This window comes from Nocardioides houyundeii (genome assembly GCF_002865585.1).
Taxonomy (GTDB): domain Bacteria; phylum Actinomycetota; class Actinomycetes; order Propionibacteriales; family Nocardioidaceae; genus Nocardioides; species Nocardioides houyundeii.
The window spans coordinates 3741921-3762553 of the sequence record NZ_CP025581.1 but is presented as its reverse complement, the minus strand read 5'-3'; the positions used below and the strand labels follow the sequence as shown (position 1 = coordinate 3762553).

At 72.2% G+C, this 20633-nt stretch carries 25 protein-coding genes; 16 read left to right on the top strand and 9 right to left on the bottom strand.

The features are described 5' to 3' along the window. The first annotated feature begins 103 nt into the window (after window positions 1–103). The 3 genes from C0R66_RS18105 to C0R66_RS18095 all read left to right on the top strand — a co-directional run bounded on the left by C0R66_RS18105 (window position 104) and on the right by C0R66_RS18095 (window position 2279). Entirely contained in the window at window positions 104–1030 is a 927-nt protein-coding gene (locus C0R66_RS18105; protein WP_101525882.1) for a DUF6910 family protein, read from the top strand. Between the two features lie 128 nt (window positions 1031–1158). Then, window positions 1159–2046, top strand: a complete 888-nt coding sequence (locus tag C0R66_RS18100; protein WP_101525881.1) for a sigma-70 family RNA polymerase sigma factor — start codon at window positions 1159–1161, stop codon at window positions 2044–2046. Further along, complete coding sequence (locus tag C0R66_RS18095; RefSeq protein ID WP_101525880.1) at window positions 2043–2279, top strand: hypothetical protein; 237 nt, start codon at window positions 2043–2045, stop codon at window positions 2277–2279. Before C0R66_RS18100 ends, C0R66_RS18095 begins: the two co-directional genes overlap by 4 nt. A gap of 73 nt (window positions 2280–2352) precedes the next feature. Here the strand turns inward: C0R66_RS18095 and C0R66_RS18090 are convergent, their stop codons facing one another. The 3 genes from C0R66_RS18090 to C0R66_RS18080 form a co-directional block, all read right to left on the bottom strand. Further along, the gene (locus tag C0R66_RS18090) at window positions 2353–3279 is read right to left on the bottom strand and encodes a YitT family protein (RefSeq protein ID WP_101525879.1); all 927 of its coding nucleotides are present in this window, start codon (window positions 3277–3279) and stop codon (window positions 2353–2355) included. Window positions 3280–3311: 32 nt separating this feature from the next. After that, on the bottom strand, window positions 3312–3773 hold the full coding sequence (locus C0R66_RS18085; protein ID WP_101525878.1) for a VOC family protein: 462 nt from the start codon (window positions 3771–3773) through the stop codon (window positions 3312–3314). Between the two features lie 83 nt (window positions 3774–3856). Continuing rightward, the gene (locus C0R66_RS18080; protein WP_101526364.1) at window positions 3857–4348 is read right to left on the bottom strand and encodes an FBP domain-containing protein; all 492 of its coding nucleotides are present in this window, start codon (window positions 4346–4348) and stop codon (window positions 3857–3859) included. A 130-nt stretch (window positions 4349–4478) separates the two neighbouring features. On the opposite strand from C0R66_RS18080, the gene C0R66_RS18075 reads away from it, so the two are divergent. From C0R66_RS18075 to C0R66_RS18065, 3 genes are read left to right on the top strand one after another with little or no spacing between them, the layout of a single operon-like run. Continuing rightward, on the top strand, window positions 4479–5741 hold the full coding sequence (locus C0R66_RS18075) for a hypothetical protein (protein ID WP_101525877.1): 1263 nt from the start codon (window positions 4479–4481) through the stop codon (window positions 5739–5741). Continuing rightward, on the top strand, window positions 5738–6949 hold the full coding sequence (locus C0R66_RS18070) for a hypothetical protein (RefSeq protein WP_101525876.1): 1212 nt from the start codon (window positions 5738–5740) through the stop codon (window positions 6947–6949). The genes C0R66_RS18075 and C0R66_RS18070 overlap by 4 nt, the downstream gene beginning before the upstream one ends. Then, window positions 6946–7755 carry a hypothetical protein gene (locus C0R66_RS18065; RefSeq protein ID WP_158648129.1) on the top strand — a complete coding sequence of 270 codons (810 nt, stop codon included), beginning with the start codon at window positions 6946–6948 and terminating at the stop codon, window positions 7753–7755. Before C0R66_RS18070 ends, C0R66_RS18065 begins: the two co-directional genes overlap by 4 nt. Here C0R66_RS18065 and C0R66_RS18060 read toward each other — a convergent pair. After that, window positions 7752–8696, bottom strand: coding sequence for a methylenetetrahydrofolate reductase (locus C0R66_RS18060; protein ID WP_101525874.1), 945 nt, complete (start codon window positions 8694–8696; stop codon window positions 7752–7754). The genes C0R66_RS18065 and C0R66_RS18060 overlap by 4 nt on opposite strands. 53 nt (window positions 8697–8749) lie before the next feature. On the opposite strand from C0R66_RS18060, the gene C0R66_RS20035 reads away from it, so the two are divergent. Next, window positions 8750–9316, top strand: a complete 567-nt coding sequence (locus tag C0R66_RS20035) for a GNAT family N-acetyltransferase (protein ID WP_101525873.1) — start codon at window positions 8750–8752, stop codon at window positions 9314–9316. A 10-nt stretch (window positions 9317–9326) separates the two neighbouring features. Beyond that, window positions 9327–9854: a DinB family protein gene (locus C0R66_RS18050; protein ID WP_101525872.1), complete on the top strand. Its 528-nt coding sequence runs from the start codon at window positions 9327–9329 to the stop codon at window positions 9852–9854. Window positions 9855–9869: 15 nt separating this feature from the next. On the opposite strand, the gene C0R66_RS18045 is transcribed toward C0R66_RS18050, so the two are convergent. Next, window positions 9870–10643, bottom strand: coding sequence for an SDR family NAD(P)-dependent oxidoreductase (locus C0R66_RS18045; RefSeq protein WP_101525871.1), 774 nt, complete (start codon window positions 10641–10643; stop codon window positions 9870–9872). Beyond that, window positions 10640–11071 carry a nuclear transport factor 2 family protein gene (locus C0R66_RS18040; protein WP_101525870.1) on the bottom strand — a complete coding sequence of 144 codons (432 nt, stop codon included), beginning with the start codon at window positions 11069–11071 and terminating at the stop codon, window positions 10640–10642. The genes C0R66_RS18045 and C0R66_RS18040 overlap by 4 nt, the downstream gene beginning before the upstream one ends. A 204-nt stretch (window positions 11072–11275) precedes the next feature. Between C0R66_RS18040 and dctP the strand changes: the two genes are divergently transcribed. The 7 genes from dctP (at window position 11276) to C0R66_RS18005 (ending at window position 18707) form a co-directional block, all read left to right on the top strand. Further along, a complete protein-coding gene (gene dctP / locus C0R66_RS18035; protein ID WP_101525869.1) occupies window positions 11276–12538 on the top strand; it encodes a TRAP transporter substrate-binding protein DctP in 1263 nt (420 codons plus the stop codon). Between the two features lie 23 nt (window positions 12539–12561). Continuing rightward, window positions 12562–13206, top strand: a complete 645-nt coding sequence (locus C0R66_RS18030; RefSeq protein WP_101525868.1) for a TRAP transporter small permease — start codon at window positions 12562–12564, stop codon at window positions 13204–13206. After that, window positions 13206–14681 carry a TRAP transporter large permease gene (locus tag C0R66_RS18025; protein WP_101525867.1) on the top strand — a complete coding sequence of 492 codons (1476 nt, stop codon included), beginning with the start codon at window positions 13206–13208 and terminating at the stop codon, window positions 14679–14681. The genes C0R66_RS18030 and C0R66_RS18025 overlap by 1 nt, the downstream gene beginning before the upstream one ends. A 106-nt stretch (window positions 14682–14787) precedes the next feature. After that, window positions 14788–15834: an NAD(P)-dependent alcohol dehydrogenase gene (locus C0R66_RS18020; RefSeq protein ID WP_101525866.1), complete on the top strand. Its 1047-nt coding sequence runs from the start codon at window positions 14788–14790 to the stop codon at window positions 15832–15834. Between the two features lie 110 nt (window positions 15835–15944). Continuing rightward, window positions 15945–16814 carry a GNAT family N-acetyltransferase gene (locus C0R66_RS18015; RefSeq protein WP_241901512.1) on the top strand — a complete coding sequence of 290 codons (870 nt, stop codon included), beginning with the start codon at window positions 15945–15947 and terminating at the stop codon, window positions 16812–16814. 64 nt (window positions 16815–16878) lie between these two features. Beyond that, entirely contained in the window at window positions 16879–17778 is a 900-nt protein-coding gene (locus C0R66_RS18010; protein ID WP_101525865.1) for an alpha/beta hydrolase, read from the top strand. A gap of 101 nt (window positions 17779–17879) precedes the next feature. After that, the gene (locus C0R66_RS18005) at window positions 17880–18707 is read left to right on the top strand and encodes a hypothetical protein (RefSeq protein ID WP_158648128.1); all 828 of its coding nucleotides are present in this window, start codon (window positions 17880–17882) and stop codon (window positions 18705–18707) included. Between the two features lie 6 nt (window positions 18708–18713). Here C0R66_RS18005 and C0R66_RS18000 read toward each other — a convergent pair whose 3' ends face one another. Continuing rightward, window positions 18714–19115, bottom strand: coding sequence for a hypothetical protein (locus C0R66_RS18000; protein WP_101525863.1), 402 nt, complete (start codon window positions 19113–19115; stop codon window positions 18714–18716). Window positions 19116–19293: 178 nt separating this feature from the next. Between C0R66_RS18000 and C0R66_RS17995 the strand changes: the two genes are divergently transcribed. Continuing rightward, window positions 19294–20004, top strand: a complete 711-nt coding sequence (locus C0R66_RS17995) for a hypothetical protein (protein WP_101525862.1) — start codon at window positions 19294–19296, stop codon at window positions 20002–20004. Between the two features lie 38 nt (window positions 20005–20042). On the opposite strand, the gene C0R66_RS17990 is transcribed toward C0R66_RS17995, so the two are convergent. Both C0R66_RS17990 and C0R66_RS20370 read right to left on the bottom strand, forming a co-directional pair. After that, window positions 20043–20312 carry an excalibur calcium-binding domain-containing protein gene (locus C0R66_RS17990; protein WP_101525861.1) on the bottom strand — a complete coding sequence of 90 codons (270 nt, stop codon included), beginning with the start codon at window positions 20310–20312 and terminating at the stop codon, window positions 20043–20045. Between the two features lie 110 nt (window positions 20313–20422). Further along, on the bottom strand, window positions 20423–20485 hold the full coding sequence (locus C0R66_RS20370; protein WP_422385620.1) for an excalibur calcium-binding domain-containing protein: 63 nt from the start codon (window positions 20483–20485) through the stop codon (window positions 20423–20425). Between the last annotated feature and the right edge of the window lie 148 nt (window positions 20486–20633).

Here is a 20633-nt window from a genome sequence, read left to right as displayed (position 1 = left end):
CTCCCGCGACCTGTCGTCCGCAATTCCGAGGCGCCGCGCGGCCCTAGAGTCGAGGGATGGGCCAGCCAGCGATGACAGCCAGGGATGACGCCGAGGTGTCCCGGTGAGGATCGAGCTCGAGCACGTGGCCCGGCTGCGCTTCGCCGACGGGACGCCGGTGCGCTCCGCCTCGGCGGTGGCCCCGCTGGGCGAGGGGTTCCTGGTGGTCCAGGACGACGCCACCCACGCGGCGTGGTTCCGGGACGGGGTCGCCGCGGGCGGGAGTCCGGTCCGGCTGCTGCCGGCCGTGGCCGGGATGGAGACCTTCGAGAGCGCCGCGGGCACCAAGCACCTCAAGCCCGACCTGGAGGCAGCCTGCCCGGTGGACCTGCCGCACGGTTCGGGGCTGCTGCTGCTCGGCTCCGGCTCTTCCCCCGCGCGGCTGCGGTGGTCGCTGCTGCGCCTGGACGGAGACCGGCCGCGGAGCCGGGTGATGGACATGGCCGGGCTGTACGACGTGGTCGCGGCCGTCCTGGGCGTTCCCCGCGACGTGCTCAACCTGGAAGGGGCGCACGTCGTCGGGTCGTCCCTGCGCTGGTACCACCGGGGACTGCCGTCCGCGGGTCTGGCACCCGGCAGCGTCGACCTGGACCTGGCCGCAGCCCTCGACGCAGTGCTGGGTCGCGCCCGGTCCGAGCAGGTGCCGGTGCGCAACCCGCGCCGCTACGAGTTCGGCTCGGTCGACGGGGTGGGTCTCGCGATCACCGACGCGGTGACCCTGCCCGGTGGCTCGGCGCTGCTCAGCACGGCCGCCGAGGACAGCCCCGACCCACGCGACGACGGGCCCGTGGTCGGTGCCGCCCTGGCGATGGTGCACGGCTCGGAGGTCGTGGACGTCACCGCTTTGCCCCTGGTTGCGGGCGCGGTCCCCAAGGTCGAGGGACTCATGGTGCTGGACGGCGAAGCGAGGCAGACTCGGCTGCTGGCCGTCGCGGACGCCGACGACCCGGCCACCCCGTCGGTCGCGATGCGGCTGCTGGTGCACCACTGAGGCCAGTCCCCACGCGCGGCTCGAGCCGTCCGGTCCTGCCCTTCTTCAGTGCCTTTCTTCAGTGCACGTCACATTCCCAGCGTCCCGGTCGTCAGACAGGATGAGGACGAACGGGAGAGGGGTGGGACGTGGACGCGAGGAGACCGGTCGAGCCCGGCGAGGCGGCGTTCCAGGGCGAGTTCGAGAGCGAGCGCCCGCGGCTGGTCGCACTCGCGAGCCGGGTGCTCGCGGACGCCAGTGAGGCCGAGGACGTGGTGCAGCAGGCATGGCTGCGCCTGCACGGCACCGACACCGAGATCGACAGCCTCCCCGCGTGGCTCACCACGGTCACCACGCGGCTGTGCCTGGACCGGCTGCGCGCGCGGACGCCGGTGCCGGTCGAGGAGATCGACGTCGTCGAGACGGCCCCGGACCCCGCGGACCAGGTGGCGCTCGCGGACTCGGTCGGGGTCGCGCTCCAGGTCGTGCTGGACCGGCTCACCCCGGGGGAGCGGGTGGCGTTCGTGCTGCACGACACCTTCGGCTTCGAGTTCGCCACCATCGCCGCCGTGCTCGACACCACCCCGGCCGCGGCCCGCAAGCTGGCTTCCCGCGCCCGCGCCAAGGTCACCCAGCCGGCCCCTGAGGACGCCCTGGCCGACTGGGAGGTCGTCGACGCCTTCATGGCCGCCGCCCGGGAGGCGGACTTCGACCGGCTGCTCCGCCTGCTCGCCCCCGACGCGGAGGTGACCGCGGACGACGCGGCGCTGCTGGCCGGCACTCCGGCCAGCATCCGGGGCAGGCGGGCGATCGCGGAGTTCTTCAACGGCAGCGCGCAGGCCGCGCTCCCGGTCTACGTCGGCGACCGCCCCGGTGCCGCCTGGTTCCACCGGGGTGCGGCCGCGGTGCTCTTCGACTTCACCGTCCTCGGCGGGCTCGTCGCCCGCATCACCTTCCGGGCCGAGCCGGAGGTGCTGGCCCAGGTGGCCCGCAGAGAAGCGACACAACGGAAACCCACCGAGAGGAAACGACCATGAAGACCATGACTTGCCGCCAGCTGGGAGGCCCCCGCGAGCTTGCGCACCGGGGCCAGACCGCGGACGACGTGATCAACGCCCAGGACCGCCACCTCAAGGAGGCGGAGAAGGCCGGTGACGCCACCCACCAGGAGGCGCGCGACGCGATGAAGGGCCGCTGGCGCCACCCCAAGCAGTCGCTGGGCTGGTACCGGGACATGAAGCGGGCCTTCGCCGAGCTGCCGGAGAGCTGAGCGGGCCCACCGCGCTGTCGCAGTGCGGCCAGCGCGGGTCGGGGGTCAGGCCACGTTGGTCAGGGCGCGTTGGTCAGTGCGCGTTGGTCATCGACTCGTACATCGGCCCGTGCAGGTTGGCGATGTCGGAGAAGGTGATGTTGGCCTCCGGGTCGACCTCCTCGATCTCCTCGGCGATGGCCACCTCCTCGAGCCGGGTGGTGGCGAACGACAGCACCCACACCTCCTCGGCCAGGCCGATGTCGGCGTAGAAGCGCTGCTGCTTGCTGACCAGCACCGGGCGGTTGGTGTGCGCGGAGACCATCCGGGCCACCTCCTCGTAGCGCTCAGTGGTCACCCGCACCTGGCGGGCTCCGGACTCACCGTGGGCGATCTGGTCGACGAGGTCCTTGACCACCACGTAGAACAGCACCGCGGAGAGCAGGGCCGCCTCCCACGAGATCACGAACCCCGCCACGGTGAAGACCGCGAGGTTCAGGTAGAGGATGAGCTGGCCGACGGTGAACTTGGTCCGGCTGGCCAGGATGGTGGCCAGCACCTCGGTGCCGTCCAGCGCACCACCGTGGCGCAGGGCGACGCCGATGCCGACGGCGATCATCGCCCCGCCGCAGATCAGCGCCAGCCAGGACTGCTCGGTGATCGGGTGCATGTGGTGGAGCAGGATGGTCGCGATCGACAGGGTGCCGATCCCGATGCCCGAGCGCACCGCGCTGCGCCGGCCGATCATCACCCAGGCGAGAGCCACGAACGGGATGTTCAGCAGGCCGATGAAGACACCGATCGGCACGTCGACGAAGCGGGCGGTGATGATCGAGACGCCGACGACGCCGCCGTCGAGGAAGTCGTTGGGGATCAGGAAGCCCTCGAGCCCGATCGCGAACACGAAGGCACCGACGACGATCGAGGTGATCTTGTAGATCTCGGAGGCCACCGGGTGCTTCTTGGCCCGATGGGCCATGGCTTCGCGGTTGGTCCTGGGGGGCGCGGCTGCGGAAGTCATGGGGTGACGATCCCACGGCCGGCGCGCAGCCCTCAGTCCAGGCAGAACTCGTTGCCCTCGGGGTCGGCCATGACCAGATGTCCCGCCGCCAGCGGCGGCTCAGGGTCGTGACGCCGTACTCGGGTGGCGCCGAGGGCGACGAGCCGGGAGCACTCCGCCTCCAGCGCCGCCATCCGTGCCTCGCCCTCGAGCCCGGGCGCGACCCGGACGTCGAGGTGGACCCGGTTCTTCGCCACCTTGTCCTCCGCGACCCGCTGGAAGAACAGCCTCGGGCCCGTCCCGTCGGGGTCCTCGACCGCCGACCGGCTGTTGCGCTGCTCGACGGGCACTCCGGCGCGGGCCAGGAAGTCGTCCCAGGCGGCCAGCGCGTCCCCTCCCGGCGGTACGTCGACCCCGGGCGGCGGCGGGAAGACGTAGCCCAGCGCCTCGCGCCAGAAGCCCGAGAGGGCAACGGGGTCGTGGGCGTCGAAGGTGATCTGGACCTGTCGGCTCATCGGGGCTCCTCGTGTGGGGGGCTGGTGCTGCCACCCTGACACCCGTTGCGGACAGGTGCCGACCTCAATCAGGTGACCAGGAATCAGGTGACCACCCGGCGTACGAAGGTGTCGAGGTTCTCCAGCAGCCGCTCGACCTTCTGCTCCTCGCTCAGCGTCTCGGCCGGCTGGGCACGGGCGGGGCGCTTGAGCCCGCGGGCGTACAGCGAGCACGCCAGGTCGGTGCACAGGTAGGTCCCGACCGTGTTGCCGTTGCGTCCCGCGGCGCCGGGCCTGCGCGCCACCATCAGCGTCACGTCCGTGCTGGAGTGGGTGGTCAGGCACAGGGTGCACATGTTCTTGCGCCCACCTCGCCCGGCTGCGTTGCCCACCCGCAGCACCAGGCCGCGGAGCTCCCCGCGCCACGGCGTCACCAGGTATGCCGCCCCCGGGGCTCCCGGGTCGCTCCAGCCCAGGAAGTCCAGCTCCTCCCAGCGGGTGCTCGGCAGCTTCGCGGGCAGCGGCAGTCGCGCCGCCTCGCCCTTGGAGCAGTTGACGAACGAGCTCCGGATCACCTCCGGCGTCAGGGGTTCCATGCCGGTCACGATGTCATGGGCCTGTCGAATCGGGTGCTGCGCCCCGGCGAGCGAATGAGGAGTGGCGCCGGTCACGAAGTACGGTGCGTCTGCACCTGACCAGCGATGACTCCCGAAGGAGCGCAAACCCGTGGCGAACCCCGACGTCGAGGAGATCGCCGCCGAGCTGGCCGAGTCCGGCAGCCACCTGGGTCCGGGGACCCAGGGGTGGATCGACGACGCCCAGCTGGCGGCGGTGTCCGCCGCGGCCGAGGCGGCCGACCTGCCGGTCCACCTGGTGCTCGTGGTGCCGCCCGAGCACGGCGATCTCTACTTCGGCGACGACCTGCTGGTGCGGGTGCACGACGCCGGTGGCCCCGACGGCCTCTACATCGGCGTCAACCACCTGGGGGCCCGGAACCACGAGGACGGCCCGCCCAACGACCCCACCGTCCGGGGCGGGCAGCTCGACCTCGCGCTCCGGCAGTGGGGGGACGTCGGCGGGAGCAGCGACCTGACGCGGGACGTGGAGCACGTGCTCTCCTACGCCAACGGTCCCGGGGAGGCCTACCCGTTCGGGGAGGGTCTGGTGCGGGTGGTGGAGAGCCTGGCCGAGGGCACCTTCGCCGACCTGGTGACCGCCGCCGACGAGGGCCTCGACGTCCGGCTGGCCGCCAGCCGCGAGGAGCGGGAGGAGGGCGGGAGCGGCACCTCCACCTCGCCCGCCACGCCCGAGCGTGACTCGGGGGACTCCGGCTCCGTCGTCACCGGGGTGGTCCTGGTGCTCCTGGCCGTGGTCGCCCTCGCGGCCGGGGTGGCCTGGGTGCGTCGCCGTCGCCAGACGGCGGCCCCGCGCGCGTTCGTGCTGCCCGAGTCGGTGCTGGACCGGGTCCGGGCGGCCGAGGACGCCGAGCTCGAGCGCCGGGCCCGGGCCGAGGTGCTGGCGCTGGGCGAGAGCATCGACGCCGCCGAGATGTCCGGCTCCGGCAGCACCGCCTGGGCCGCCGCGCTGGACCACTACGAGGCGGCCGGTCGCCTGATCCCGCCGAGCGGTGCCGTCGACTCCCTCGCGGCCGTCGGCGCGCTCGTCCTGGCCGGGCGGGGCCGGGAGGCGCTCGCCGCCGCCCGTCGGGGCCGGACCTTCAGCCCGAGCCGGCCCTGCTTCCTCAATCCCCTGCACGGGGTGGCCGACGGCGACCGGACCCTGGAGCACGGGGGCGGCGAGACCAAGGCCCCGATCTGCCGCACCTGTCGTCGCGACCTGGAGGCCGGCCGTCGCCCCGACATCCTCGACGTCGTCGTGCACGGCAGGCCCAGGCACTACTTCGAGACCGACCGGGAGCCGTGGGCCTCGACCGGGTTCGGCGCCCTCGAGGTCGATCTCGTCGGCCGGGTGCAGCGGGGGACCCGATGAGCGACGCCCTGGGAGAGATCGTCGACCAGCTCGCCGAGGCGCTGCGCGAGGACCCCGTGCTGGTCGACCCGGTCTTCGGCAACGGCCGCACCGACGAGGTGCACGAGGCGCTCGGCGACGTGGTCGACGGCCTCGGCTTCCCGGCGTACGTCGTGATGGTGCCGCGGCCGCCCGGGCTCTCGGCCAACGACCCCGACCGCGAGCTGGCCACGCTGCTGCACGAGGAGATCGGGGGCGCCGGCCTCTATGCGGTGATGACCGACCCGGTCGGCTACGGCGAGACGCTGGCCGGCTTCGGTGCCGTGCCGGACCCCTCGGAACGCTTCGGGATCGAGCTGGGGCTCTATCCCGACGGCGGCGCCGACGCGGACCTCAGCGCCGCCGGTGTGGTGGCCCGCGAGCTCGATCTGGTGGCGGCCCTCGACGCCGGCGTGCCCGTCTCGCAACAGCAGTTCGAGACCTACGCCGAGCAGGCCGTGTGGCGGGACCCGCCCGAGTGGGACCAGGAGTACGAGGTCCCGACCACGGGCGCCTACGCGGTGTTCACCACGATGGCCTTCGTGGCGGTCGCGGGGTGCGCCTGGCTGGTGCTCCGCAACCTGGCCCGGTGGCGGGAGACAGCCCCCGAGAAGACCCGGCAACCCGGCCTCGCGACGGGCCCTGCCCCCAGAGGCGAGGGGCCGGCGCAGGTGCGGGCGCGGGCGGAGGCCGAGCTCGACGACCTCGCCCAGCAGCTGGCCGCCAACGCCGGAACCGCCCAGCCGGACGACGTACGGGTGCTGGTCGACGGGTCCTACGACACCGCGCGGGCCGTGCTGGAGCGCACCGGGAGCAACGCGGAGGACCTCGACGACCTGGTGGGCGCGCTGGTGCTCGCCCGCGTGGCAGGTCGCGCCCTGACGGCTCGGCGCCGGCGGACCACGCCGTACCGGCCGTGCTTCTTCGACCCCCGGCACGGCGAGGGGGTCCGCGAGCGCACGGTGCCCGTCGGCGACCGGGAGCTGACGGTGCCGGCGTGCGGGACCTGCGGGCAGACCGGCAGCCAGGCTCATGATCAGGCGCCCCGTCCGATGCTCCTCCCCGGCGGCCTGCTGGGTCGGGAACGTCCCTGGTACGAGCTCGACACCGTGTGGGCGCGCACCGGCTACGGCGCCTTCGTCGACGACCTGTGGGACCACGTGGCCACCGAGCTCCGGAGCGCGCGATGAGCGGGGCGGGTCGGGGCGGGTCGGCTCGGGGAAGCAAGGGCCGTGTCACCCGGAGCAAGCGCAACCGGGACGCCGCCAGGGCCGCAGGTGCGGAGGGCCCGGTGACGCTGGGTGGGGTGCTGCTCGGCGGGTTCACGATGGACCAGCTGACTCGGGCGCACGTGGTGCACGCCGTCGCCGCCCTGGTGCTGGGCGCCGGGGCCGCGCTGGTGGTCGACCATCGCCTCGGCTCCAGCGCCGACCAGGAGTACGCCGCCGGGGACCGGGTGACGGCCGCCGTGGCGGCCCTGCGCGAGGACCACGTGCACGTCACCGAGGACGGCCGAGCCATGCTCGACGAGGCGGGCGAGGCAGCCATCGCCGCCACCATCGCGGAGCGGGACCTCCCGGTCCACGTCCTGGTCTGGCAGAACAGCTGGTTCGCCGGCTACGACCACTACATCCAGGCGGCGGAGCAGGTGCTGCACCACCTCGACGAGCCGGCGGTGCTGGTGCTGTGGCAGGGCCCGGACGACAGCACCACCCAGGTCTCCGAGGGCTACTCGATGCGCGAGGACGCGACGAGCTGGGAGAGGCCGGCCGGCGAGCCGGAGTACCTCGGCGACGCCGCGCTGCGGATCCCCGAGTGGCTGGACCAGCTCCCCGACGACCCGATCGAGCCGCGGGACTGGGACTACTACGGCGGCCGGTCCGGCGGCACCTTCATCGGGCTGCTCTACGGCCTGCCCGTGGTGCTCGGTGCGTGGCTGCTGATCGGGGTCGGCCGGCTGCTCACCGGACGCCGGTTCCGCAACCGCCCGGTCTAGCGGTCCAGCTCCTCGCGGAGCCGGGCGGCGAGCCGGACCGACGCCTCGATCTCCTCACGGCGGATGGAGACGCTCTCGACGTTGATCCCGAACGGGACACCGAGGCGACGGCAGTAGCCGATCAGCTCCAGTGCCGTGGTGAGCGCGAGCTCGAAGGACGCGTCGAGGGTGTCGTCGGCGTGCCTCAGGTCGTTCTGGATCCAGCGCGGCACGTCGACGCCGAGCCAGCTGAGGAACTCCAGCGTCTTCATGGAGCCGCAGACGGAGAAGGTGAACACGATCGGCACCGGCGCGAGGCCCCGGTCCCGGCACTCGTAGCGGTAGTCCGAGACCAGGCTCTTGGCGGCGTTGACGTCGTACACGACCTGGGTGACGAAGAACGCGCAGCCCGCCTCCTGCTTGGCCAGCAGGCGCAGGTGCTCGGTGCCGCCTCGGGTGTGCCGCTCCGGGATGGCGACGCCACCCAGCAGCAGCTCGGGGCTGGTCTCGGTGCGCAGCGACTGGGCCCGGGCCAGGGTGGTGGAGACGGGCTTGTCGCGCGAGGAGGCGCCGACGAAGACCGACAGGGTGCGGTCCGGGTCCTGGGAGTCCAACCACGAGCGCAGGTCGGGCTCGTCGTACTTGCCCACGGCGCGGTACACCACCACCGGGACGTCCAGCTCCGCCCGGTGGTCGGCCAGGTGGTCGGCGAGGTAGTCGGCCAGGTAGCGAGCCGGGTCCATCGTGGGCAGGAACGGGAACGGCCGCTCCTCGGGGTTGCGGTCGGACTCGTCGTCGATGTCGTAGAGCACCAGTCCGTCCAGGCCCAAGGGGCTGAGCCGCTCCAGGGTCACCTGCGCGATCTCCCGGGCCCGCTCGGGCGGGGTGGCCTGCCGGGGCGGGGTCAGGGCGAACAGCAGGAACTCACCCTTGCCGTCGACGATGCGCTGCTGCAGTTCCACGTCGAGACCGTAACGGACCCGGAGCCCAACGCCACGATGTCCGGCGTGCAAGAGTGCGGGATGACCTCGGGGGAGCCGTACGTCCGTGCCCGTCGACCGGCGGACCTGCCGGCGCTGGGCAGTGCTCTGCTCGCCCAGCAGCCTCAGACCCGGTATCCGTTCCGGGATCCGCTGCCGGTCCCGGTTGCGGAGTTCCTGCACGCCCACGACGCGCCGGCGCCTGGACCGCCGAGCTCGCCGGCCAGCCCGTCGGGCACGTGTGTCGCACGGGCGGTGCGCGGCACTTCGACACCGCCGCCCTGCTCGACCAGGTCTGCGCGCGGGCCCACGCCTGCCAGCCAGCCGAGCTCGCCTGGGTCAGTGGTCTGTTCGTCGCCACCGAGGCCCGCGGACTGGGGATCGGACGGCTGCTGCTGGCGGCGGTGGTCGACGACATCCGGGCCGCTGGCCGGCACCCGTGCCTGGAGGTGCTGCCGGTGCACCCGGGCGCGATGTCGCTCTACCTGGCGAGCGGGTGGCGAGTCGTGCACCGCTTCCGTCCCGACTGGCTGCGTGAGGCCGCGGGCGAGGAGGGCCCGGACGTGCACGTGATGGTGCTGCCTGCTGAGGAGCATGGGTAGCGTCAGCGCCATGCCAGCGCAGCCCAAGCACCAGCACGAGCACCAGCACCAGCACGAGCAGTTCGACGCCCCGCTGCGGATCCAGGTCGAGACGTTCCTCGACCAACACCGCGACGGGCTCGCGCACTGCCTCGACGGCCTGACCGAGGACGAGGCGCGCCGTCAGCTGGTGCCCTCGAGCACCACGCTGCTCGGCCTGGTCAAGCACGCCACCTTCGTCGAGCTGGTGTGGTTCAACGAGGCGATCACCGGGCGCTCCCGGGACGCCATCGGGTGCGCGGCGGACCCTGAGGAGTCGTTCCAGCTGGCGCCCGAGGACACCATCGAGTCGGTGCGTACGGCGTACCTGGACACCTGCGCCGCATCGCGCGCCGCCGCGGCCGGGCTGGGGCTCGACGACCTCGCCCCCGGCAACCGCCGGGGACCCCTGCCGATGCGCTGGATCTACCTCCACATGCTGCGCGAGCTCGCCCAGCACTGCGGGCACGCCGACATCCTGCGCGAGCAGGTCCTGGCCGAGCGTGACAGCACCAGCTGAGTCCGCGCTGAGCGGTCAGACCGTGGCCGGGAGGCCACCTCCGGCCCAGCCGCCGTCCACCGGGAGCACCACGCCGCTGACGTAGGCCGCCCGCGGGGAGACCAGGAACTCGACCGCGTTCCCGATGTCGTGCGGGTGCCCGATCCGGCCCATCGGGATCCGCTGCAGGGCGCTCTCGCTCGAGAGCCGGCCCGCCTCGATCATCCGCCGCTGCATCTCGGTCTCGATCGTCCCCGGTGCCACCGCGTTGACGCGGATGCCCTCGGGTCCCCACTCCATCGACAGGGATCGGACCAGGCCTTCGACGCCCGCCTTCGAGCTGCAGTACGCCGCCCGGGCGGCGAAGCCCTGGGACGCGGCGATCGAGGAGAGCATCACCATGCTTCCACCGGGCGCGAGCAGCGGTCGGACCGTCCGCGCTCCCACGAAGACTCCCCGGAGGTTGACGTCGAGCACCCGGTCCCACTCCGTGAGGGGGTAGGAGACGCTGTCGCCCGGCGAGGCCACCCCGGCGTTGAAGACGGCCGCGAGCAGCCCGTCACCGAGCGCGGCCGCGCGCTCGGCGGCGGACCGGATGACGTCGGGGTCGGTAACGTCGCCGACGACCGCCTCATGTCCCTCTCCCAGCGACGCGGCGGTCTCCGCCACGTCGGGCAGCAGGTCCACGGCCACGACCGCATAGCCGGCCTCGGCGAGCACCTCCACGATCCCGCGCCCCAGGCCACGGGCAGCTCCGGTGACGACGACCCCGCGAGCGCCTCGCACCGCGGCCGGTCCCTGCGCGGTCACTGGACGACCTCGGCGGCGGGAAGGCGGAGGATCCGCTGCACCACGTTGCCCTTGTGGGCGGCGCGCAGCCGACCGTGGCTCTCCACCAGCAGGTCGTCGTACTGGCCGACGACCAGACGCGTGCCCTGGTCCTCGAAGAAGAAGGCGCGGAAGTAGGCCCGGGCCTCGATGCCCCGCTCGCCGACGGTCGCCTCGACGTTGGTCACCGCGTGCTGGCACAGCGGGATTCCCTGCGCGACGTGGCCGCGGTAGACGTCCAGGAACGCCTCCTTGCCCTGCTCGGTGGCCCCGGGACGGGCGATCGTCACGTCCTCGGTGACCAGGCCCGCCAGGGCCTCGAGATCACCGCGGTCCACGGCTCCGGCGTACTCGGCGTACCACTGCTGCACCCGTGTCAGCAGCTCGCTCCTGCTCTGGTCGGCTTCCACCGTGAGCTCCTCTCACTACCACTTAAAGGCGAATCATAAGCATGGTTAACGAGCCAAGCGACCGCCGCCCCAGCCCGCGGAACGGCGGCTACCCCGGTCCGGTAACGAGGAGAATGATGCGTATGGTTATCGCCACAGTGTGACCTGCGTCCCCCGCAGCGCCCTGCTCCCTCTCGCCCCCCTCTCGCCGCTGAAAGGCTCCTCATGAACCCCGTGACGTCTGGCCCCCGCCGGCCCCGGAGCACCTCCTCCCGAACCCGTCGCCGGGCCGGCGTCCTGACCGCCAGCCTGGCATCGCTCGCCCTGCTGGGGGCCTGCGCCGGGGGTGGGTCGTCCGACACCGCCAAGGACTCCACGACGCTGAAGTTCCAGGACATCTACGCCCCGGGCAACGCCTTCGCCGACGCGAGCCAGGCCTACGGCGACGCGGTCACGAAGGCCACGGACGGCGAGGTGGACTTCGAGTTCTTCTGGTCCAACAGCGTGGCGCCGACCAACGAGCTGGCCAGCGCCATGAACGACGGCCTGCTCGACATGGGCCGCGTCCAGCCGCCGACCAGCCCCGCGGACTTCCCCGTCGTCAACTGGCTGAGCTCGGCCTCGTTCCTCAACTCCTCGGCCTTCCCGGCGGGCCTGCTGCAGAAGATCGGCGCGCACCTGGAGTTCGCGGTCGACAGCGGCGCCCTGGACGCCGACCTGGACAAGCAGGGCATCCGCTACGTCGCCCCCCTGGCCCTGGTCCAGCAGTACGACCTGCTGTGCAAGGACCCCGTCGAGGACCTCTCGGACTTCAAGGGCCTCAAGATCCGCATCGCCGGCCAGGCCTGGGCGGAGGCGGTCGAGGAGCTCGGCGGCACGCCGGTCACCCTGCTGCCCGAGGAGATCTACGAGGGCTACCAGCGAGGCGTCGTCGACTGCGTGATGACCTACCCCTCGCACTACGTCCTCTCCGGGCTCTGGGAGCTCGGCGGCCACTACGTGCCGCTGCAGTTCAACGGCTGGAACCAGGACGGCGTCACCATCTCCAACACCGCCTGGGACTCGTTGGACGAAGACCAGCAGCAGGAGATGTACGGCGGCGTGCGGGCTTGGATCAAGAGCTTCGTGGAGGACCAGCTCGAGCAGTTCTGGACCTTTGCGACCCAGGCCGGGGAGCACGGCGTGAAGTTCGACTCCGTGGACGCGGGCGTCCAGCAGGAGATCGACCAGTTCCACGACAAGGTGCTCACCGACATGGTGGACACCGCGCCTGACTCGGTGGAGGACCCCGCCGGCCTGCTCGAGGAGTACGAGGCCGCCCACGACAAGTGGCTCGGCATCGTCGAGGACCTCGGCTTCGACACCGACTACACCGACCTGCAGGGCTTCGTCGACTCCCTCGACGACCCCTCGAAGGCGCCCGAGATCGACCTGGACCCGTGGCTGGACCGGGTGATGGCCGAGGCCTTCGACCTCGAGAAGTCCTGATCCAGGACCGCGAAGGAGTCGACATGAGCTCAGTCAGCCAGCCCCGGCACGCGGCCTGGTCCCCGCCCGAACCGGGCACCGACCCGGCGCGGCGCACCCGGCTGGGCCGTAGCGCGGACGCGCTGTGGACCGGCTACGCCGTGCTCGGCGGCGTGGGTCTCATGGCGCTCCTCGTCGTGGTCGTGCTCGACGTGGTGCTGCGTACCGTGGTGGGCGCGGGCATCACCGGCAGCAACGACCTCGTGGCGTCGTGGTTCATGACCACGATCGCCTTCACCGGCATCGCCCTCGCGCAGCGGACCGGTGGCCGCATCCAGGTCGACTTCGTGATGGATGCGGTCCCCGGGCGCCTGCGCCAGGCGGTGGACGCGCTGGTGCTGGTGGCCGTCGCCGTGGTCGGGGCGCTCTTCGCCTGGTTCGGGTGGCTCGAAGCCCTGGAGCAGATGGAAGCCGGGGAGTACGCCCCGATCGGGGACCTCCCGCTGTGGCCTCTGCGCTTCATGGTCCCGCTCGGCTTCGCCGGCTTCACCCTGGCCTGCCTGCTCTCCGCGATCGAGACCCTGCGGGCAGACCCGTCGGAGTCGCCGGTCTCCGAGGTCGACCGTGAGCTCGCCGCGATCAGCGACGACGCCTCGGCGCCGATCGCCCCCGACACGAGGAGCATCTGATGACCCTGCTCGCTGGTCCCGACTCCGGGCCCGAGGTCGTGGGAAAGGCGCCGGGACGGATCGGACGGGGCGGCCGCGCCGCGGCCGTCTTCGCCTTGACCAGCCCCGTGGTCCTGGCCTACTGCGTGTTCGTGATGTTCAGCGGGGCCACCCCGCTCAACATCGGTGCCGCGGCCCTGGTCGCCCTGCTCTGGCTGATGTTCCTGCGGGTGCCGGTCGGCATGGCCCTGGGTGGCGTGGGGCTGCTCGGTCTGTGGGCGGTCACCGGCAGCACCAACGGGGCGATCAACAGCCTGCACGACGTGGCGTGGTCCAGCGCCAACAGCTGGACTCTGAGCGTGATCCCGATGTTCGTGCTGATGGGCATCCTGCTCGAGCGCAGCGGACTGGGCGCCGACATCTACCGCGCCGTCCGGGCCATGGTCGGCCGGACGCCGGCCGGTCTGGCGGTGAGCACCAACTTCGCCGGAGCAGCGATGGGTGCGGCCAGCGGGTCCACCGTGGGCATCGTCTACTCGCTGGGCCGCACCGGCATCCCGGAAATGGTGAAGGCGGGCTACGACCGCCGCTTCGCCGCCGGCGCGGTGCTGATGGCCGGCACCGGCGGGCAGCTCATCCCGCCGAGCATCCTGCTGGTGATCTACGCCGGCATCGCCCAGGTGCCGGTCGGCCAGCAGCTGATGGCGGGCATGCTTCCGGGCATCCTGCTGCACGTGCTCTACGCGGTGGCCATGGTCGCGATCGTGCTGACCATCCCGAGGCTGGCCCCACCGCGGGGTGGCGAGCGTCAGCCCTGGAAGGAGCGGCTGCGGGAGAGCGCCGGGATCTGGCCGGTGGTGGTCCTGGTCGGCGTGGTGCTCGGTGGGCTCTACTCCGGCACCTTCACCCCGACCGAGGCCGGCGCGTTCGGTGCCGTCGCGGCCGCGCTCATGGTGCTGTCCACCAAGGGCTTCGGCATGCTGCGCAGCTCGGTCGGCGGCGCCATCCACAGCACCGTCGTCACCTCGGGCAGCATCTTCCTCATCATCATCGGCGGCTCCATCTTCGGCCGTTTCATGGCGCTGAGCGGGATCCCCAAGGTCTTCACCGAGTACCTGCAGGACGCCAACGTCGGCGCCGTCGGGTTCATGCTGCTCGTGCTGGTGCTCTACCTGGTGCTCGGCACCTTCATGGACCCGGTGCCGATGATGCTCATCACGGTGCCGATCCTGCTTCCCATCGCCATGACGCTCGATGTGGACCCGATGGTGTTCGGAGTGTTCGCGGTCCTGATGGGCGAGCTGGCCGTGCTCACCCCGCCGGTGGGGATCCTGCTCTACATCGTCCATCGGATCGCCAAGGACGCCGGCGTCCCGATGACGCTGGGCGAGGTCATCCAGGGCATCGCCTGGTTCTACCCGATCACCATCGCCTTCGCGCTGACGATCGTGTTCTTCCCGGACTACGTGCTGTGGTTGCCCGGTCTGATGAAGTGAGAAGTCGTTGAGAACAGGAAGCCCCGGCCGCTCGGCCGGGGCTTCCTGCCTTTCCGACACCCGACCGGCATCAGCACTGCTACCGGGCACCGGGTTCACTAAGGGCATGACGACGACCACCCGTGCCCTGGTCGCGCCCTCCGCCGGCGCGCCGTTCGAGACCCGCACCGTCGAGCACCGCGAGCTGCGCGACGACGACATCCTGATCGACATCGCCTTCGCAGGCATCTGCCACAGCGACATCCACCAGGTCCGTGAGGAGTGGGGGCCCGCGATCTTCCCCATGGTCCCCGGACACGAGATCGCCGGCACGGTCGCCGCGGTCGGGGCGGGCGTCACCGGCCACAAGGTCGGCGACCGCGTCGGTGTCGGCTGCATGGTCGACAGCTGCGGCGAGTGCGAGTACTGCAAGGACGGCGAGGAGCAGTTCTGCACCAAGGGTGCGGTGATGACCTACAACGGCCGCGGCTACGACGGCGAGGAGACCAAGGGCGGCTACGCCAAGCGCGTGGTCGTCTCCGAGCGGTTCGCGGTGCGGATCCCCGAGGGCATCGGTCTCGACGAGGCCGCACCCCTGTTGTGCGCCGGCATCACCACCTGGACGCCGCTGCGCCGCTACGGCGTGGGCCCCGGCTCCAAGGTCGCGGTGGTCGGCCTCGGCGGGCTGGGCCACATGGCCGTCAAGCTCGCCGCTGCCCTGGGCGCCGACGTCACGGTGCTGAGCCGGACCGACGCCAAGCGCGAGGACGCCCGCGAGCTGGGCGCCACGTCGTACGCCGCCACGGGCGACCCGGCGGTCCTCAAGGGGCTGCGCAACAGCTTCGACGTGATCGTCAACACCGTCAGCGCCGACCTGCCGATCCGCACCTACCTGGGCCTGCTCAAGCCGATGGGCACGCTGGTCAACGTCGGTCTCCCGCCGTCGGCCTTCGAGGTGCCGCCCGGCGCCCTGGTCGGTGGCAGCCGCGCGCTGGCCGGCTCCAACATCGGGGGCATCCCCGCCACCCAGGAGATGCTCGACTTCTGCGCGGAGCACGGCATCGGGGCCACCATCGAGACCATCTCGGCAGACGAGGTGGACGCGGCGTACGAGCGGGTGGTGGCGGGCGACGTCCACTACCGCGTCGTGATCGATACCTCCACGTTGTCCTGAATCTGAGCAATCTCATCAAATTTAGGTAGAGCGGGTGCTGGGCGCTCTAGGGTCCGACCCATGCCCCTGTGCCCGCTCTACCCGGCCGCGCTCCTCGCCGCGGTGAAGCGATGAGGAGGTACGTCGGCGTCCTCAAGGCGCTCGACACCCGCAGGGGCGGCTGGACCGACGGCGCGGCGGGCTCAGCCCTGGCCGGCGCTGTCACCGCGGCCGACCCCGGCGAGAAGACGTCCCGCTACGGAGCCTTCAGCAGCGCACCCGGCACGCAGCCCGCTACCGTCGCGGTCGTGGAGACCAACGCGCACGGCCAGTCCGTCGGCGCTCTCGTCCCCGAGTGGTCGCCACGCCCGATGCCCGAGCGGGTCGAGCTCGCCGGCCGCTACGTCACCGCGGAGCCGATCGACCAGCGGCACACCGACGCCCTCTACGCCTCGCTGTGCCGACCCGGCGACGAGTCCCTGTGGACCTACCGGCCGGTCCCGTTCCCCACGTCGAGGGCCGAGGTCGAAGAGGAGCTGGTGCGGGCCCTGGCCGCCAGGACCGACAGCGTCACCCAGGTCTTCGTCCCCGTCGGCGGCATCGCGTCCGGCCTGGCGACGTTCTTCCCCTGCGTCCCCTCCTCCGGGGTCGTGGAGATCTCCGGCGTCCTGTTCGGCCGGGGGATGCAGCGCACCGCCGCTGCTACCGAGGCCATCCACCTCCTGCTCCGGCACGTCTTCGACGACCTGGGCTACCGCCGCGTGGAGTGGAAGTGCGACACCCTCAACGCGCCGTCCCGCCGGGCGGCCGCGCGCTTCGGGTTCACCTACGAGGGGCGCTTCCGCCAGCACATGGTCATCAAGGGCCGCACCCGCGACACCGACTGGTTCTCCATCCTCGACTCCGAGTGGCCCGCGATCCGGGCGCGGCACGAGCGCTGGCTGGACCCGGCCAACTTCGACTCCGACGGACTGCAGCGCCAGGGGCTCGGGAGCATCTGAGCTCGCGCCGCCTCGCGGGTGCAGATGCCCGGTTGTGGCGGCGTACCACCCGTACAGTCCGGGCATGGCCAGCTGGCAGATGCGCGGACTCGCGATCCTGTTCTCCGTGGTGTTCAAGCCGCACCTCGCCACGCAGGAGGCGGGGCGCGCTCGGCTGGCGCGCGCCAAGGGCTCGGCCGAGCCGCCGAGGTCGCTGCGCTCCGGCCGGCTGCTGGAGCGGTACGAGGTCTCCGGGTTCACCGTCCACGTGGTCCATCCCCGCACGAGCAGCCAGGCAGGCGCGGTGGTCTACCTGCACGGCGGTGCCTACGTCGGCGAGATCGTGTCCCAGCAGTGGCAGTTCGTCGCCCACCTGGCGGACCGGACCGGCTGCCCGGTGCACGTCCCGATCTACGGGCTGGCGCCCGAGCACGACGCGGCCCAGGCGCTGGCCTTGGCGAGCGCCGTGGTGGCCGAGCTCGCCCAGGCCGGGTCGCTGGTCCACCTGGTCGGGGACTCCGCCGGCGGCGGCCTCGCGCTGCTGGCCGCCCAGCACGCAGCACCCGCGACCCGGTCCGCGCTCGTCGGCGTCACCGCCCTGGCGCCCTGGCTCGACCTGGCGATGGCCAACCCCCAGATCCCGGTCGTGGAGCGGGTCGACCCGTGGCTGAGCCGCGCCGGGCTGGTCCCGATCGCGGCGGCCTGGGCCGCCGGGACGCCGCTGCAGGATCCCGCCGTCAGCCCACTGCACGGAGACTTCTCGGCGCTGCCGCCCCTGGCCCTGTGGGTCGGCACCCGCGACATCACGCTGCCCGACTGCCGCCTGGTGCGTGACCGGATGTCGGGTGAGCCGTCCTTCCGCTACACCGAGCTCGAGGGGGCGCTGCACGTCTACGCGCTGCTGCCGGTGCCCGAGGGACGACGGGCGCGGGACGACATCGCCGCCCACGTGCGTACGTCGTTCCAGGTCGCCCGGGAGCGCTGAGCGCGAGCGCGTCCCCGGCCCTCCGGGACGCCGAGAGATACCTCACGCGCCGACCGGGGCCAGGCTCAACCCGGTTGTTCTCCGCTGGCATGGTGGAGGGGATGCCTGACACTGAACTGCCCGCACGCCCAGCACCCGCGAACAAGCTCGACATCGACTGGCTGAAGACCGTGGCCGGCGCCCTGGCCGCAGTCACGACTTCCGTCCTTCTCTCGACCCTCGGTGCGGCAGGGACGATCATCGGCGCGGCTCTCGGCAGCATCGCGGCGACCATCGGCACCGCGCTCTACTCCGCGGGCCTGGCCCGCAGCAAGGAAACCGTGGCGAAGGCGCAGCAGGTCACGCTGGGCAAGGTCGGCGTCGCCCAGGCAGAGGTACGTCGGGCCGGTCGCCGTGCCGGTGACGACACGGCCGTCGAGGCCCACCTGCACGCCGCCGACCGGCGCCTCCAGGAGGCCAAGACCCGGCTGGACGCGACGGTTGCCGAACCCGGCCCCGCGCCGCTCAGCGCTCGGCTGGCGGAGCTGCCCTGGAAGCGGATCGGGATCACCGCGGTCGCGCTCTTCATCGCGGTGCTGGTCGCGATCACCGCCTTCGAGGTCGTGACCGGACGCAGCGTCGCCTCGCGCACCGGGGGCGGCGACGGCCGCACCTCGATCGGCAGCGTCACCAACGACGGCGGCGGCAAGCAGGAGCGGGAGGCTCCCCGACCGTCCGAGGCGCCCACCAGCACCTCGACCCCGAGCGAGGAGGCCAGCCCCAGCGCCCCGGCCACCGACGAGGCCACGCCGACCCCCACCCCGTCGCCGAGCGCGACCCCGTCGGAGACCGTCGAAGAGGCTCCGGCCCCCACGCCGACCGCGCCGCCGACGGAGTCGGTCCCCGTGGCCCCGGCACCCGCCCCCCTGGAAGTCGTCCCTACCCCCTGACGTCGCTCAGGCCAGCTCGGCGGCACGCCGGAACAGCCACGCCGCGGCGCCGAAGAGGACGACGTACATCGCGGTGAGCGCGACGACGTCGAGCTTCTGGCCCCGGGAGAGCCCGTCGGTGTCGCCGACCAGGTATGCCACCACCGGTACGCCGACCTGCACCAGGGCCATCGCCGCCACGGTCAGCGCCATGCCGGAGGCCCGCAGCCGGGAGAGCACCGCGCCCACCACGCCGACCGCGAGCACCGCGAGGTAGGGCCGGTCCGCCTCCCCGCCCGCGCCGATCAGGCCCAGCGCGCCGATGGCCAGGACCAGGAAGAGCGCGGTCAGCACCGTCAGCGTCAGCCCCAGCCGGTAGCAGCCCCGTGCCGTGCTCAGGCCCGGGAGATTCATGCCGTTGAGTTCCATGTCCTCGACGCTAGGGCTCGGCGTGGTCGGGAGCGGCGGAGATCCCGTGGAGATCCTGTGCAGGTCGCCGTACTGGTTGGTCAGCTGGAACTCGCGAGTGCGGCAGGCGAAACCGGGTCCTCTGGCCCTTGATCCGCTGGCCGATCGGGCGCACGCTGGATTTTCAGGAGGAATGCCCATGAGCGCGATGAAGACACCCGACAGCATGCCGATCCTCTCCCGAGGAAGCCACCGCAGGCCGAGCAAGGGGGCGTGCTTCATGGAGATGGCGTCGCACCTCGCCGGCGAGCGCTGGAGCGACCATCCCCAGTGCACGCATCCGCTGCTCGCGGAGCTGGCCCGGCTGGTCAACGACAACAGCAGCGACCGCCATCGCTCCGACCTCGCCATCCTGGTCCCGTCGGTGGTGGGGCTACGAGGCACCGGACTGCGCTGGGAGGCTGCGGTGACCGCCGCGGTCGCCTCCCACGCCATCACCCGGGTCCCCCAGGCCTCCCAACGCGCGTTGGCGGCGGGGCTGCTCTCGACGCAGCGGATGATGGAGACCCTCGGTCCCGTGCCCGAGGACCTGCGTGGGGCGTGCCTCAGCGTCGAGGAGATCGACGAGGTGCTGGCCCTGGTGCCGGGGGAGACCCGGTGGGCCCGCAAGTTCGGCAACAGCCGGACCATCAGCGAGAAGTCGTTCCGCGCCCGGATCGCGCCCACGGTCATGCGGTGCGCGGTCAAGGGCGTCAGCGCCGCGTCGGAGGACTGCGACCAGCCGTTGCGGGAGCTGCTCGAGGTCGCCATCGACACCGCTCGCCGGCTCCAGGAGGACCCTGCCGAGGCGGGGGTCTCGGTGCCGGTGGCCCGTCCCCGGGGCTGGCTGCGCAAGGCGGTCAACCTCTAGACAGCACCGGGGCAGATGCCTGCGGGCAGGTCAGTCGATCACGCCTTCTCGCAGGCGACGCCGTCCTTGTCGCGGTCCGACTTCGCGTTGGCGTTGTAGAGCGCCAGCGAGCGCACGAAGGTGCTGACCGACTTGCCGCTCGACCGGTCGCGGGCACCCGGCTTGCCGACGCCGTGCTTGTAGACCTTGTTGAGCTCGGTGCAGTTCTTGAAGGTGCGCGCCGGCGGTGCGGCCTCGGCGGGCAGCACGGCGAAGCCCAGGCTCAGGGCGGACATCGCGGCAGTGGCGGCAAGGGTGCGAACGAGCATGAGAGTCCTCTTCACGAAGGTGGAATTCGGCTCAGGCTAGGGCTGGGCGGGGCTCGCCGTGGGTGGAATGGCAGGACTCGTCGTCCCCGGCGCCACGCGGTCCAGTCCGGTCACTCGCACCCGCTGCCGTCGCCGTCCCGGTCCAGGTGCCGGCCGTAGCCCGGGTCTCCCACCAGGACCGGCGCAGCGCCGGCGGCGCGAGCGGCGTCGCAGTTCTGGAACCACACCGGGACAGGCGCCTTCGGGCCGACCGGCTTCGGGCTGGCGGGCTTCGGGCTGGCAGGTGCTGGGCTGGCAGGTGCGGCAGGCTCGGAGATGTCG

What these genes read in the sequence shown, in the direction of transcription:
- C0R66_RS18095 (WP_101525880.1), top strand. Translation starts at nt 2,043, where the DNA reads ATGAAGACCATGACTTGCCGCCAGCTGGGAGGCCCCCGCGAGCTTGCG.
- C0R66_RS18090 (WP_101525879.1), bottom strand. Translation starts at nt 3,279, where the DNA reads ATGACTTCCGCAGCCGCGCCCCCCAGGACCAACCGCGAAGCCATGGCC.
- C0R66_RS18085 (WP_101525878.1), bottom strand. Translation starts at nt 3,773, where the DNA reads ATGAGCCGACAGGTCCAGATCACCTTCGACGCCCACGACCCCGTTGCC.
- C0R66_RS18080 (WP_101526364.1), bottom strand. Translation starts at nt 4,348, where the DNA reads ATGGAACCCCTGACGCCGGAGGTGATCCGGAGCTCGTTCGTCAACTGC.
- C0R66_RS18070 (WP_101525876.1), top strand. Translation starts at nt 5,738, where the DNA reads ATGAGCGACGCCCTGGGAGAGATCGTCGACCAGCTCGCCGAGGCGCTG.
- C0R66_RS18065 (WP_158648129.1), top strand. Translation starts at nt 6,946, where the DNA reads ATGAGCGGGGCGGGTCGGGGCGGGTCGGCTCGGGGAAGCAAGGGCCGT.
- C0R66_RS18050 (WP_101525872.1), top strand. Translation starts at nt 9,327, where the DNA reads ATGCCAGCGCAGCCCAAGCACCAGCACGAGCACCAGCACCAGCACGAG.
- dctP (WP_101525869.1), top strand. Translation starts at nt 11,276, where the DNA reads ATGAACCCCGTGACGTCTGGCCCCCGCCGGCCCCGGAGCACCTCCTCC.
- C0R66_RS18030 (WP_101525868.1), top strand. Translation starts at nt 12,562, where the DNA reads ATGAGCTCAGTCAGCCAGCCCCGGCACGCGGCCTGGTCCCCGCCCGAA.
- C0R66_RS18025 (WP_101525867.1), top strand. Translation starts at nt 13,206, where the DNA reads ATGACCCTGCTCGCTGGTCCCGACTCCGGGCCCGAGGTCGTGGGAAAG.
- C0R66_RS18020 (WP_101525866.1), top strand. Translation starts at nt 14,788, where the DNA reads ATGACGACGACCACCCGTGCCCTGGTCGCGCCCTCCGCCGGCGCGCCG.
- C0R66_RS18015 (WP_241901512.1), top strand. Translation starts at nt 15,945, where the DNA reads ATGAGGAGGTACGTCGGCGTCCTCAAGGCGCTCGACACCCGCAGGGGC.
- C0R66_RS18010 (WP_101525865.1), top strand. Translation starts at nt 16,879, where the DNA reads ATGGCCAGCTGGCAGATGCGCGGACTCGCGATCCTGTTCTCCGTGGTG.
- C0R66_RS18005 (WP_158648128.1), top strand. Translation starts at nt 17,880, where the DNA reads ATGCCTGACACTGAACTGCCCGCACGCCCAGCACCCGCGAACAAGCTC.
- C0R66_RS18000 (WP_101525863.1), bottom strand. Translation starts at nt 19,115, where the DNA reads ATGGAACTCAACGGCATGAATCTCCCGGGCCTGAGCACGGCACGGGGC.
- C0R66_RS17995 (WP_101525862.1), top strand. Translation starts at nt 19,294, where the DNA reads ATGAGCGCGATGAAGACACCCGACAGCATGCCGATCCTCTCCCGAGGA.
- C0R66_RS17990 (WP_101525861.1), bottom strand. Translation starts at nt 20,312, where the DNA reads ATGCTCGTTCGCACCCTTGCCGCCACTGCCGCGATGTCCGCCCTGAGC.